This is a genomic window from Sulfoacidibacillus ferrooxidans, assembly GCF_022606465.1.
GTDB classification, from domain to species: domain Bacteria; phylum Bacillota; class Bacilli; order Alicyclobacillales; family SLC66; genus Sulfoacidibacillus; species Sulfoacidibacillus ferrooxidans.
In genome coordinates, this window is sequence record NZ_JALBUF010000001.1 from 893,507 (window position 1) to 907,074 (window position 13,568).

Consider the following 13,568-nt stretch of genomic DNA (forward strand, 5'->3'; position numbering starts at 1 on the left):
TCTTCATTATGATTTACTATAGCGATCAGCCACTTTAGATGCTCCAAAGGACTCCGGTTTAATTTTTGTCATATACCCACTCTGAGTAACCCACCCGACGAGCTCTTTAATCAACGTCTTTGTTTCTCCATCTTCACCGATATCAAGATGTACTTCAATGGGTAAACGAATCTCCTGTTGTTCGAGAACTTGCTCTAATTCATGCGCAATTTCAAGAGCCATAGACGCCTCCATAAAGATGCGCTGACGAAGTCGTATGGGGTGCTTGTAGGGCCGTTTCAGAATATAAAAACGCGCACCCTTCCCTACCCTATGAATAACGATTGCCGTTACAAACAAAGTGGATTGGTGCGCAAGATGTGGTTGTGAGTCAGAGCCAACGATCAGTCGAAATCGATCTGATGTCCCTTCATCAAGGTATTGCCTAATATCTACAGCTACCTCATTGATCGTCATACTGCCTTTTGTTGGACTCATGAACTTCATATGTTGTCACCTTCCTATCGGATGAAGAGACAAACTGTTCAAAGTGCTTAGAAAGTAACGCAAACTCCTGTAAGCTTAGTGTTTCCCCTCGACGCATCCCATCAATACCTGCTGTTTGAAGCCAAGTACGTACTACTGGTTTAGCTAGGCCAAATTCCATCGCCAGCGTGTTTTCAAGCGTCTTTCTGCGCTTAGCAAAGGCACCGCGTACGACGCGAAAAAAAGCTACTTGATCACAATCAAAGCCGTGGTCTATCCGCTCCAGAGAAATGACCGCAGACTCTACATCTGGCTTTGGCATAAAGCAAGTACCAGGTACTACAGTCACTATCTTTGCCTGACAATAGTATTGCACAGCTACACTCAAAGCACCATAGTCTTTTCCCCCAGGCCTTGCCACCATGCGTTCCGCCACTTCTTTTTGAACCATAACGACAATCCTTGAAAAAGGCAAACGATACTCTACAACATGCATAATTAACGGTGTCGTGATGTAATAAGGAAGATTAGCTGCAAAACAGATGGTTGCATCCTTTGGCAATTGGCTAAATAGATGTTCAAAATCAAACTGCAATGCATCTTCAAAGCGAATGTCAACTTCCTCGTAATCGCCAAGCGTCTCTTGTAACAATGGTTGCAGGCGTTTGTCCTTCTCAATCGTGATGACTCGATCAAACCCACCCTTAACCAACGCTTGTGTCAATGTCCCAATCCCAGGCCCAATCTCAATGGCAATTTTCGTCCCTTGTGAAGGTGCACCTTCCAATGCCGCATCAACTATCGAATCCAGTATATGCCCATCCACCAGAAAATTTTGTCCAAGTGATTTTTTAATCACAAAGCTGTGTCGCTTCAGCAGTTCACTTACGATACGTGGTTGATAAAGCGGCTGTTTCACTGCTTCTCCTCCGCTTCAATGCGCGCTACCGCCTCTTTAAACTCATCATGTGTTACATTTAGTGTGTTCAATCGTTGATAAAAAGTTTTAGCATTTGCATACCCAATATGCAAGATGGCTCCTACTCGTTCTCTCCGATGTGCCGCCTGTCGTAAGCCTACAAGCCCGGCCTGCTGCATCTCACTCCAAGACACTACTTGATCAGGAGGTTGCTCCCATACTGTTCGCACCTTTTGTAGTGCCTCTACAATAGCCTGTGACGTTGCATTTTCTACACCGATATCTCCTCTTTTAACAGCCCTACCACGCTCAATATGTGCATGTTTAGCCTGTGGAAATCGCTCCGTAATCTTTCTTCGAATCTGATTTCCTGCAAAATCTGGATCTGTCAGTACGATAATCCCGCGTTCATTGGCTACTCGTTCTATTCGATCAAATACTGCTTTTTCAATGTGCGATCCACCCGTAACAAGCACATCCGCAGATACTGCCTGCAAGACTCGATCACGATCGTGTAATCCTTCCACAATAATCACTTCTTTTACCTGCATGCCTAAAGCCCCTTCACTCTTCAATGCCAAAAATGCGATTTGCATTCGCATAGGTCAATTGTGCCATTTCCTCTAGTGGCAAACCACGCAATTGAGCCAATTTTTCCGCTACAAAACGGACATTTGCAGGCTCATTTTGCTTTCCTCGATACGGTTCTGGCGTTAGATATGGCGCATCTGTTTCAATTAGCATCCGATCAAGCGGCACATGCATGGCTACTTCTTGTGGACGCTTGGCATTTTTAAATGTGACCGTACCAGCAAATGAAAGATAAAAGTTCAGATGAAGACACTCTACAGCCATCTCAACACTGCCAGAAAAACAGTGCATGATTCCTCCGACAGTTTTTGCGTCTTCCTCTTTTAGTATTTTCAAAATATCCCCATGAGCATCGCGGTCATGAATAACGATTGGCTTTTGTACCTTTTTGGCAATAGCGATTTGACGTCGAAATACAGCTGCCTGAATGTCGCGAGCTGGCTCATCGTAGTGATAATCAAGCCCAATTTCCCCAATACCAACTACTTTAGGTTGCCCCATCCAGTCTTCTAGATCTGCAAAGTCTTGCTCTGTTACATGTGCAGCATCCTGTGGATGAAATCCAACGACTGCGTATACCCAATCATACTTTGACGCAAGCTCCATGGCCCGTAGAGACGACTGTCGATCATATCCTGGGATCACTAAACGCGCCACTCCAATTGCCTTTGCGCGCTCCAATACTTCGTTTGCTTCCACATAGAGTGCATCGTCATTGAGATGTGTGTGTGTATCAAACAACAAGGGGGTCACTTGACCTTTGCTCCAAGCGAAATCTCTCCAGAAACGGTTGCTAAGACGAGCTTATCTCCTGCTGATGCAGCTAAAATCATGCCATTTGACTCCACCCCGCGCAGTTTCACCGGCAAAAGATTAGATACAAGGATGACGATTTGCCCAATTAATTGCTCTGGTGAATAGTGCTTAGCAATCCCAGAAACCACTTGTCGCTGCTCGCTCCCAAGATCTAATTGTAGTTTGATCAATTTATCTGCCTTTGGAACAGCTTCCGCATGGACTACCCGCGCAACACGCAAATCCACTTTTGTGAAATCGTCGATTTGAATAAAACTAACAACACCAGTCTCTTCAGAGTCCTTATCTTTTCCTGCCCCCACTGGCTCTTGCACTTGCAAAGACGCTACGTCTATGTCTTTCGTTACCTTGTCTTCATCCATACTGATATGCTCCTTATGCCCCGTCATGATTTGATCTAACATGTCTACTTCTGCCCGCACATCCAAGCGAGGGAAAATCGGCTCACCTTTTTGTGCCACTGTCCCACCTGGCAATAGACCAAAGACCTTGGCGCTTTGCCAAGTGGTGATCTCACCTTGTTCAATCCCCATCTGATTCCACATTTTTTGAGGAGTTTTCGGCATAAATGGCTGTAACAACACACTGATAATGCGAAGAGCCTCAAACACAGTATAGAGAACTGTAGACAGGCGCTCTGTTTCTCCTTTTTTGGATAAAGCCCAAGGAGCAGTTTCATCAATGTACCGATTGCCACGCCGCACGATATTCCACACCGCTGTTAAGGCGAGGGAAAAGTCATAGCGATCTAATGCCGTTTCAACCTGTGTAACCGTTTCTTTAGCAAGCAAAGCAAATTCTTCTTCAAGTGCAGTAAGCGGCCCAGATGATGGAATAACGCCTTGACAAAACTGTCCTAACATAGAGAGTGAGCGATGTAACAAATTGCCTAAATCATTGGCTAAATCAAAGTTTAGCCGCTCCATTAATGCTTCTGTAGTGAATACCCCATCTTGTCCAAACGGAATTTCACGCAACAAAAAATAACGGAGAGCATCAGACCCATAGCGATCGATTAAAATATTTGGATCGATGACATTGCCTTTAGATTTTGACATTTTACCATCTTTCATCAAGAGCCATCCATGTGCAACAATCTGCTTAGGCAATGGCAAGTCCAGAGCCATGAGAAAAATCGGCCAATAGATGGCATGAAAACGGACTATTTCCTTCGCCATCACATGGACGTTCGCAGGCCAATACCGCATAAATCGTTCTTCCATCGCCGCATCATCCGATTGATACCCTAATGCAGTAATATAATTGGTCAGGGCATCTAACCACACATATACTACGTGTTGAGGATCCTCATTAACTGGAATACCCCAGCTAAAACTGGTTCGAGATACGCAAAGATCTTCTAATCCTGGTTGTAGAAAATTATTGATCATTTCATGTTTTCGCGATTCAGGCAAAATAAACTCAGGATGTGCCTCGTAATAAGCAAGTAAGCGATCTGCATACTTACTCATCCGAAAGAAGTAACTCGGCTCACGCACTAATTCAACTTCCCGCCCGCAATCCGGGCAATGCCCATCTTTTAATTGGCGCTCTGTCCAAAATGACTCGCATGGAGTACAGTACCAGCCTTCGTATTCTCCTAAATAGATATCCTCTTGTTCCACAAGACGAGCAAAAATCTTTTGCACGATCTTTTTGTGACGCGGTTCTGTTGTGCGAATGAAATCGTCATAAGAGATATCAAGGCGTCCCCACAATGCTTGAATCCAATCGATTATCTCATCGATATACGTCTGTGGATCTTTTCCTGCATCTTGTGCTTTGCGCTGTATTTTTTGTCCATGCTCGTCCGTGCCGGTTAGATAAAAAACATCATATCCCTGCAAGCGCTTATAGCGTGCAAGCGTATCTGCAACGGTCGTGGAATAAGCATGTCCGATATGTAGTTTGTCATTTGGATAATAGATAGGGGTAGTAATATAAAAGGTTGGCTCGCTCACGTCATAATCCTCCGTTTTCATCAAGTGATCTTGGCACTCAATCGATGCGCCTTATCCCTTGAATGACCAAATGTTTCTTGCCGATCATCGTATCAATAAAAAAGGTCGACTGTCAATTCGAACACTCCATCTACTTTTTAAAAAGAAGAAAAGATGAACTCCCCTGAAAATTTCTTTACTTGCTCAGCAGTGGAGTTCACCTTCCCTAGATCTATTTTTACACTTACCTCGGAGCAGGGCGCGTCGTCCGCATCGACTGCGGTACTCGTTTAGGTCGCGGATGCAGCGCATGTTGGAGTTTGGTTAACGCTCGCGCTTCAATTCGCGATACATACGATCGCGAGATGCCCATCTGTTCCGCTATTTGATTTTGCGTCCATTCCACTCCATCGATCAGTCCATATCGCAAACAAACCACTTTACGTTCTCGTACATCTAAGATAGGCAAAAACGAACGTAGCCGTTCCTCCTCTAACCGTTCCCCCACAAACTGCTCAAGTTCATCAGAATCTGATCCAAGAACATCACGTAGAGTAAGGTCATTACCTTCTTTATCTGTACCGATCGACTCATCCATTGAAATATCACGACTTGATTTCTTTCTAGAACGCAGGTGCATGAGCATTTCATTTTCAATACAGCGTGCTGCATACGTTGCAAACTTTGTCCCTGCATCTTGTCGAAAACTTTTAACCGCTTTAATTAATCCGATCGTACCAAGTGAAATCATATCATCTTCATCGACACCTGAATCGCGAAACTTTTTGGCAATGTAGGCCACAAGCCGTAAGTTGTGTTCAATCAAACGATTGTAAGCCGCTTCATTCCCCTGTTGCAATTGCAAAAGACACTCTTTCTCATCCTGTTCATTAAGCGGTTGCGGAAAAGCCTGGTTTTTTACATAGGAAACGAGTGACACCGTTTCCTTCACACATAGGGTGATGAGTGAAATGATCTCTGGCACTCCATGTCCCTCCTGCTATCGTGGCGGCATCGAACCATCATACGCCATGGTAACTAGGAGTGTTCCATCCATTTGCCCATCTTTTAATCAAAAAAGTAAAAAAAACTATTGCATCCCTATGGTTGAAGTGGTAGACTTTCACTAGTAAATAAGTGGGTGAAGCTTAATAAAGTTTGCAAGTATGTGAACCACTTAGATACGCGGATCATGTTTACTTAGTTTGTATATTTACACTTTTAGAGGAGGAATATCACGATGATGAAGTCTACAGGTATTGTACGCAAAGTTGACGAATTAGGACGTGTCGTCATACCGATTGAACTGCGCCGCACCTTAAGTATTGGTGAGAAAGATGCTCTAGAAATCTACGTAGATGGCGATCGAATTGTTTTGAAAAAATATGAGCCTGCCTGTATCTTTTGCGGTCAAGCAGACCAGATCGTACATTTCAAAGGTAAAAATATTTGCCCTAGTTGCATCGCTGAAATGGGACAACAACAATAGTTTTTCTAACACCTTACCCATTCATCATTTACTTATGGTTCAATAGTATTTGATAGACATCCCGCCGCGATATGCTGCGGGCTTTTGCTACTTCCCGCATCGCTTCTTTTCTTGTCATACCTTTTGCAACTAGCTCTTCTACATGATCTGGTATCGTTAAAGATAATTTTTTGTCTATAAATTCATCATTCAATGGTACTTGATGACTCCACTGTGGATCAGCCTCTACAAGCACGACCATTTCACCGCGCTTTATCTCTTGTGGCAATAAGTGCTCATACTCTGATAAACGTCCCCTAACATATCGCTCATTTCGCTTGGTAAGCTCTTTTGCGATGACTACAGGACAGTCACCTAACCCTTCGTAAAGATCGGCCAACAATTTATCTATACGATGAGGTGCTTCATAAAATATAAATGTTTCAGTACGACCGCGCAGTTTTAAAATAATCTCAAGACGATCCTTATGATCTCTAGGTAAGAACCCATGAAATGAGAAACGTCCAGTCGATAGCCCAGATCCCACCAATGCTGTGATCACAGCGCTAGGTCCTGGTAAAACAACAAACGGCAAATCAGCTTCTATTAATTGTGCAATAAGATCGTATCCTGGATCAGACACGGCAGGCATACCAGCATCAGAAATCAGCGCACCAGATAACCCCGACTGTAAAAGGTCGATCACCGTGTCACCTGACGTTCGTATATTATGTTCATGATAGGAGAATAGGCGCTTTGGATGAATGTCGAAGTGCGTTAGCAATTTTCTGGAGTGTCGGGTGTCTTCTGCAGCAATAAAATCTACCTCTTGTAATATTCGTAATGCACGAAAAGTCATATCCTCAAGGTTTCCAATAGGAGTAGGCACAACGTATAGAGTCCCTGGAAGTACAGCTTGTTCCTTACTCATGTAGAATCATCCCTTGATCGTAGACTATCTGGTTTACACACGCTGTAAACTCTGTAAACAAAACAAACATTCCCCTTTGCGCAAACTGCCATAGTTCACATTGCAAATATGAAATCCATCCTCGTACAATTGGCCTAAATAACGGGCCGCTTCCCCATGTACGGGCGACTTCTCTTCCGCATAAAGATGTGCACGTTCTCGCAAATTTACATTTTCTAGTGCCAGTTGTCCGTTTTCCTCCATCAAATCGTTAATCAGCAACTTTAATTCACCAAGTTCCTGATAAAATTCTCCGATCCGATCTTGTAGTTGCTCGATCTGCCGCAACATGGCTTGTTTGTCGATCACGAGATTTCACTCCCCACTACCACAAGCATCACGCCAGTTCTCTCTGAATTCTAAGAACAACCGCCTCTAAAGCAGTGATCATCTGTACATGACTTGCCAATAGCTTACGTAAATTCCCTATCTCAAGTGCACAGCGAGCATACAGCGACACGCGATCACTCTGTGCCACCTTCTTTAATTGATCCGTTTGATTAGTAAAATACACGATCGGTGACGCACAAGTCACTGCGATAAGATCACGAAAATAGGCAATGAGTAAATCCACAACAGCATAGGATTCAGGTGGTGAGTAATTCATTTTGGCAAACCGTTCAGCAATTACATGCCACCCTTGCACTTCTTTTCTCGCCATAGATTGTCCCAATTCTAGCACTAGAGATACCGTATCAGCAAACCGAACCTCACTCTTCTCCTTGTCATCCCCATCGTCTACTTCGCTCCACAGAGTGAATAATGGATTTTTGGACATTTCAAAGACTGCAGCTGAATCTCGACGATCTATACGCAAAACCGCACAACGAGAGCGTAATGTGGGTAATATAGCCGATAACGATACTGTTAAAAACAAGAAAAGGCGATTGAGTCCCGGTTCTTCTACCCATTTCAAAATTGCGTTAGTAGCCTCTGGAGTTAACTTATGCGCATCTTCTATTACAATGATACGCATTTTCACGCCGTTTGCTTTTCTCGTATCTGCAGATAACGCGGTGCGCATCTGCGCTATTTTCAATGAGGCTCCATCTGGCCTTATCCAGTAAACGCCCATATGATTATCTGAATTCAAGCGCAAACAATCATCGCATACTCCACACGCCTCACCTTCTGGCGTGATATGTTCACAAAATAACATATGAGTCATTTGTTTTGCTGTTTCTACGAGAAGTGAGGAATGTTCTCCAAGTAAAAGATAGGCATGCCCTAGGCGATTCACATCGTATAAGTAACGCATTCTCTTAGCTGTTTCACTTATAAGCATATCTACTAAAGCCTCATTCCTTACAGATGCAAACTGATAAGTAAACCCTTAATTTCACCCACAATTTTCAGAAGATCTATGGACCCTTGTTGCTGATGAAGAACTTGTTCCATGAGCTCGATCAGTTGTTGGTTGATTTGTTCTACTTGTAAAAACACCTTCTGTTTACCTTGTCGACCTCTTGTTTTTGCTTCATGAATAGTCAAGCCACTATGAACAGCACGTTGTACCAATTCTACAACTGCATCGCGATAAGCATGTGCTGCATCGACTGAGGGATGCTGTACTAAACGATCACCTAAACGCTCTACAACAGCAGTCAAACGCTCCCACTCTTGCTCTTGTTGAACTTGTCCAGATGCTATCAGCTGTTCTTGGAACCCCAATACTCCCTTTTGCCCATTTGCATTCGTCGATGCTACGTAGGCTGAGTCCAGTCCATTTGACCGCTCCATCTTTACTTTCAAGTAAAACGCCCCCGCAACTCATCAAAACTGTTCAAAGCGATCCACTTTCACGATAAAAACAGTTGCGCCACCTACTTGCACAGACACCGGATAAGACACAAAAGATTCAACTTGATTGCCAAGTGGAGTAAGAGGTGTCACTAATTGATCACGAGAACGGCAGCTTTGTTTGATATGTTCAAGTGCCTCTTCTACGCGAGAATCATCTACACCGATCATAAAAGTTGTATTGCCCGCACGCAAAAAGCCCCCTGTAGATGCAAGCTTAGTTGCGCGAATGCCTGCTTTAACAAGTCTTTCTGAGAGACGAACCACGTCTTTATCTTGAACGACCGCAAAGATCAATTGCATGGAGAGCCCTCCACCCGATTTATCAATTGAGATACTAAATGCCACACCTTTTGTTCCACTACAACAGGTGATTCCGTAGCATCAATCCACTGTATGCGAGATGGTTCTTGCTCGTAAATCTTACGCAATCCCTCTCGTACACGAGAAAAAAATTCAATGCCGCGCAATTCAATTCTATCTTTATTAACAGCTCCACTTCGCAAAAGCAATCGCTTTTCTGCAAGTTCTGGAGCCACATCTAAGACGATGGTTAAGTCTGGCGTAATCTCTTGCAACGCTACCTGATTCACCGTCTGCACAAGTTCTGGCGTCACTAAAGAAGATGCTAACCCATACCCCTGATAAACGATACTTGCATCTACAAAACGATCACACACAACCACCTGACCAGATTGTAACGCTGGTATAATCACACGTTGTACATGTTCCGCTCGAGCAGCTGCGTACAGATAGACTTCTGTAATCGGGGTCATCGTTGATTTTGGATCCAATAGTAAGCTACGAATGGCATCCCCTACGGGTGTACCACCAGGTTCTCTTGTGCGAATATGATCAATTCCATCATTCAAAAGACGTGAACAGAGCTGTTCAACTTGCGTTGTTTTTCCTGAACCGTCCATCCCCTCAAAGGTGATAAACAACCCATGCTTTAGGATACCGCCTCGCCTCCCTGCTCTTTCACTACATCTACATAATACCGTATAGACGGCGGATCCTCATCTAAAAGTCCATCGATTCTCTGATTCCAAGCATGAAACTCTAATAAAAGTTGCACAGTCTCCGCTGTAAGTACTTCACCTGGTAACACATATGGAATACCGGGGGGATATGGAATCAAAGATTCCGCTACGATATGCCCAACTGCTTCTTCAAGTGTCCCCTTCACTATATGTGATACCTGTTGTGAAAGATTGTATAAGGCAATAGGACTACCTGCTACTTTTTGTTTGTACTCACCCTGATAGATGGGGACATCTTCGATTGGCGATTCTTTCACCACTTGCAACAGTGCTTCCACTACAAGGTCTATATCTCGCTGTGTCGAAGCATACGTCCATACAAATAACACATGTCGCTCAGTAGCCAATTCTGCATATATACCAAAGCGCTCCCGCAGTAAACTTTCAAGTAAAAACCCTGTCTTGTGTATACGCGTAGCATCCAATACCCACTTAAATGGATCTTGAAATGCAGGCTGTATGGGAGTGACAAGCAGATCTGAAACAGCCAGTGCTACTCGTTCTTTTGCATGCTGTAAAGCAACCATAACAAAAGAGAGTAGTTGTTTCCCTTCAATCGCCATCTGCTGGCGCGCGCTATCCACAGAAGCCAGTAACAAGTAAGAAGGTGAACTTGATTGTAACGTACGAAGCCATTTTCGCACCTGATCCCGATCTACTCTTGGACCATTTACATGTAACAACCCAGACTGCGTAAAAGACGCTAACATTTTATGAGCACTATGAATAATTAAATCTGCACCAACCTGTACTGCTGAAGGAGGGAGATCGGAATGAAACGCTAAATGTGCACCATGCGCTTCATCCACTATCACTACTATATTGTTTTTATGAGCAAGGTCCACAATTGACACTAAATCTGAGGCTGTTCCAAAATAAGTAGGACTCGTCAAAATGAGCACCTTACACGTAGGATAGCGTTGCAAAGCATGTTGAATAGTGGAGAATGCTACAGGACCTGCAAGTCCAGATTCCACTTCGGGGAATACAGGCACAATCTTTGCACCCGCCAACTCTAGACCAGACCATACAGACTGATGAGCATTCCTTGCCACAACAACAAGATCACCAGGTCGTACGGCAGTCAAAATTGCAACTAGATTACCAACTGTACTGCCTCCAACGAGAAAATGAGTCTCCTCTACACCCCAAGCTGCAGCTGCCAATTGCTCTGCTTCTAAGATAGGACCCGTTGGATGATGCAGATCATCGACTCCTTGTAACTCGGTTACATCCAATCGTCCCATATGTCTAGCATATGCACCTATCTCTGAGCCAAGCCCTTGTCCAGCCTTATGACCCGGAACGTGAAGAGATACTCTTTCCAAAGCTTGATGTGCTCGCACAGCTTCCAGTATAGGTATTTTCTTTTGATCAACCATCACAACTCACCTTATGAATACAATTTCGCGATGAAACCGTAGAATCCTTCTGCTACATGTGGAATGTGAGTTACCATTTCACATTATGTCGATCCATTTTGTTCAGGATCCAATGTCATCATCTCGCCCCACAACGAGCGCAATCTGCTAACAAAATAGTCATACAGATCGTCTTCCACTTCAGTCCGACACATATCTTGTTCACATTCTGTACAGATAAATTGAGATAAAATATGAATCCCATCCGAGCAATCGCGCTCACACATCATACAAACCCAATGATTTGTCTCCATATTCACCACTGTCCTCTATTTATTTCAATCCTAGCAATCAGTATACCTCTCGTTGGTTGTTGTTATACGAGAGAGTCATATTGACTTGCGTGTGCACAGCCACCCTATGCAAAATGAAGTGAAATGGTGCCTGTATATGCTATACTTACGTGCAGTGTGCGCAAGGATTGAGCAAGGGAGGAGTAGCGAGTTGTCTTCAGAATCGCAAAGCAGGTTTGGACGTGGCGCCTCATCAATGGTAAGTGCTGTTTTTATCTCTAAAATTCTCGGACTGCTTTTTATCATACCTTTACAAAATATGATTGGCGGCTACTCTTACGGACTCTATTATCTTGCATATCCACTTTATACAATCATGCTCACGTTGTCGACTGCAGGCTTCCCACTAGCTCTCTCAAAGTCCATCAGCGACTTATCAGCGCGCGGGCGCCATAGAGAAGCAACAGCCACTTTTCAGATCGTCGGACGCGCTATGCTTATCTTTGGGTTGGTATCCTTTTTGCTCATGTGGTTTTTAGGACCTCTCTATTTAAAATTTACCATTCCAGCAAATCAGCATACTCTTCAACGCGATGCGTTACCGGCTATCCGCGCATTGGCGCCAGCACTCTTGCTCTTGCCACTTATGAGTGCAATGCGGGGTTATCTACAGGGATATTTACGATTACAACCATCCGGCACATCCCAAGTCGTAGAACAAATTGTACGTGTGGTTTTTATCCTAGCAGGTGCTTTCATTGTGATTCAGTTAGGATATGGACCGCGAGTCACAGCAGCTATTGCTACATTTGGTGCAGTAGCAGGTGCGGTTCCTGCCTTTATCGTTTTGCGGCGCGCTGTCATTAAGACAAGACGAGAACATGTACGCAAGACGCGCACTACAGAAATTCCTAAAATAAAAGCTCGCTCTGTCCTCTGGAAATTATTCGTCTATTCCTTACCTATTGCTATGGGAACACTCGTGCTCCCCTTATCACAACAGGTTGATGCATGGACAGTACCTCGTGAGCTCATTGCAAGTGGCTTTAGTATTGTTGCAGCTACTGTTCAATATGGAATTTATAGCGGTGAGGCACTTAAGCTCATTCAATTACCACTTTCTTTTGCAAATGCAATTGGCGCCTCAGTCATGCCTGCTATTACAGAAGCCATGGCGCGAAAAGATCGCAATCTTGGTGAAACTCGTCTCTTACTGACCTTACGTATGACGGGTTTTATAACACTACCTGGGGCCATGATTTTGAGTGTACTGGCTTTACCCATCAATCTTGCGCTATTTAAAAGCACAGCCGGCACAGACGCGATTGCGCTGGCCGGCGTGATGAGTATATTTAGTGCTATTGAATTAGTTTCAACATACATTCTTCAGGGGTATGATCGCTTTTATACTCCTGTATGGCACATGGGCGTTGGTCTACTTCTAAAGCTAGTTTTTAATCTATTGCTCATCCCATTGTTAGGGATAGATGGTGCTGCCATCGCCGGTATTATTGGATACTTTGTTTCCTCGTGGCTTAACATGTCTGCCCTTCGCAAAACAACTGGATTGCGTATCTATTTTTTCCGCCTTACGTGGAGAACGTGGATCTCCACTGCCATTCTAGGAATATGTACATACGGCATTTTACGTCTCTATGAATACATGACGACTTGGATGCCGATATTCCACGCCTCTCGGTTACTAGCATTAGGTGCAGTCATTGCCGGTTTAGTGTTAGGAGGACCTATCTATATCGCAGTGTCCATCATTTTGCGAGCCGTGGACCAAGAAGAGTTACTTCACATGCCCATGATAGGACCATTACTCACTCGGCTGTCAAGATCATTTTAAAACACACCTGAACTTTATAGAGGTTGTTCAAAAAGGGGTCAGAACTCCCC

Annotated in this window: 16 protein-coding genes; 2 read left to right on the top strand and 14 right to left on the bottom strand. The window is 44.0% G+C overall.

Annotation, left to right across the window (positions count from 1 at the left end):
- Nucleotides 1-6: 6 nt before the first annotated feature.
- The 6 genes from MM817_RS04415 to sigK all read right to left on the bottom strand — a co-directional run bounded on the left by MM817_RS04415 (nt 7) and on the right by sigK (nt 5,716).
- Nucleotides 7-486 (bottom strand): ribonuclease H-like YkuK family protein, encoded by a 480-nt coding sequence (locus MM817_RS04415; protein ID WP_241712203.1) that lies wholly within the window; start codon nt 484-486, stop codon nt 7-9.
- On the bottom strand, nt 443-1,384 hold the full coding sequence (rsmA, locus tag MM817_RS04420; RefSeq protein WP_241712204.1) for a 16S rRNA (adenine(1518)-N(6)/adenine(1519)-N(6))-dimethyltransferase RsmA: 942 nt from the start codon (nt 1,382-1,384) through the stop codon (nt 443-445). Before rsmA ends, MM817_RS04415 begins: the two co-directional genes overlap by 44 nt.
- Nucleotides 1,381-1,935 (bottom strand): ribonuclease M5, encoded by a 555-nt coding sequence (gene rnmV / locus MM817_RS04425; protein ID WP_241712205.1) that lies wholly within the window; start codon nt 1,933-1,935, stop codon nt 1,381-1,383. The genes rsmA and rnmV overlap by 4 nt, the downstream gene beginning before the upstream one ends.
- A 13-nt stretch (nt 1,936-1,948) precedes the next feature.
- Complete coding sequence (locus MM817_RS04430) at nt 1,949-2,719, bottom strand: TatD family hydrolase (protein ID WP_241712287.1); 771 nt, start codon at nt 2,717-2,719, stop codon at nt 1,949-1,951.
- 5 nt (nt 2,720-2,724) lie between these two features.
- Complete coding sequence (gene metG / locus MM817_RS04435; protein WP_241712206.1) at nt 2,725-4,752, bottom strand: methionine--tRNA ligase; 2,028 nt, start codon at nt 4,750-4,752, stop codon at nt 2,725-2,727.
- A 223-nt stretch (nt 4,753-4,975) separates the two neighbouring features.
- The gene (gene sigK, locus MM817_RS04440) at nt 4,976-5,716 is read right to left on the bottom strand and encodes an RNA polymerase sporulation sigma factor SigK (RefSeq protein WP_241712207.1); all 741 of its coding nucleotides are present in this window, start codon (nt 5,714-5,716) and stop codon (nt 4,976-4,978) included.
- A gap of 255 nt (nt 5,717-5,971) precedes the next feature.
- Here sigK and MM817_RS04445 point away from each other — a divergent pair, with 255 nt between their 5' ends.
- Nucleotides 5,972-6,220 carry an AbrB/MazE/SpoVT family DNA-binding domain-containing protein gene (locus tag MM817_RS04445; protein WP_272879623.1) on the top strand — a complete coding sequence of 83 codons (249 nt, stop codon included), beginning with the start codon at nt 5,972-5,974 and terminating at the stop codon, nt 6,218-6,220.
- A gap of 28 nt (nt 6,221-6,248) precedes the next feature.
- Here the strand turns inward: MM817_RS04445 and rsmI are convergent, their stop codons facing one another.
- From rsmI to MM817_RS04485, 8 genes are all read right to left on the bottom strand, one after another.
- Nucleotides 6,249-7,130, bottom strand: a complete 882-nt coding sequence (gene rsmI / locus MM817_RS04450; RefSeq protein WP_241712208.1) for a 16S rRNA (cytidine(1402)-2'-O)-methyltransferase — start codon at nt 7,128-7,130, stop codon at nt 6,249-6,251.
- Between the two features lie 33 nt (nt 7,131-7,163).
- Nucleotides 7,164-7,478, bottom strand: coding sequence for an initiation-control protein YabA (locus MM817_RS04455; protein WP_419723360.1), 315 nt, complete (start codon nt 7,476-7,478; stop codon nt 7,164-7,166).
- Nucleotides 7,479-7,506: 28 nt separating this feature from the next.
- Nucleotides 7,507-8,454, bottom strand: a complete 948-nt coding sequence (locus tag MM817_RS04460) for a hypothetical protein (protein ID WP_241712209.1) — start codon at nt 8,452-8,454, stop codon at nt 7,507-7,509.
- A gap of 20 nt (nt 8,455-8,474) precedes the next feature.
- Nucleotides 8,475-8,921, bottom strand: coding sequence for a YaaR family protein (locus MM817_RS04465; protein WP_241712210.1), 447 nt, complete (start codon nt 8,919-8,921; stop codon nt 8,475-8,477).
- A gap of 21 nt (nt 8,922-8,942) precedes the next feature.
- Nucleotides 8,943-9,272 (bottom strand): cyclic-di-AMP receptor, encoded by a 330-nt coding sequence (locus MM817_RS04470; protein ID WP_241712211.1) that lies wholly within the window; start codon nt 9,270-9,272, stop codon nt 8,943-8,945.
- The gene (tmk, locus tag MM817_RS04475) at nt 9,263-9,913 is read right to left on the bottom strand and encodes a dTMP kinase (RefSeq protein WP_272879624.1); all 651 of its coding nucleotides are present in this window, start codon (nt 9,911-9,913) and stop codon (nt 9,263-9,265) included. Before tmk ends, MM817_RS04470 begins: the two co-directional genes overlap by 10 nt.
- An 8-nt stretch (nt 9,914-9,921) precedes the next feature.
- Entirely contained in the window at nt 9,922-11,394 is a 1,473-nt protein-coding gene (locus MM817_RS04480) for an aminotransferase class I/II-fold pyridoxal phosphate-dependent enzyme (RefSeq protein WP_241712213.1), read from the bottom strand.
- Between the two features lie 83 nt (nt 11,395-11,477).
- On the bottom strand, nt 11,478-11,687 hold the full coding sequence (locus MM817_RS04485; protein ID WP_241712290.1) for a sigma factor G inhibitor Gin: 210 nt from the start codon (nt 11,685-11,687) through the stop codon (nt 11,478-11,480).
- 190 nt (nt 11,688-11,877) lie between these two features.
- On the opposite strand from MM817_RS04485, the gene MM817_RS04490 reads away from it, so the two are divergent.
- On the top strand, nt 11,878-13,518 hold the full coding sequence (locus tag MM817_RS04490; protein WP_241712214.1) for a putative polysaccharide biosynthesis protein: 1,641 nt from the start codon (nt 11,878-11,880) through the stop codon (nt 13,516-13,518).
- The last annotated feature ends 50 nt before the right edge of the window (nt 13,519-13,568 follow it).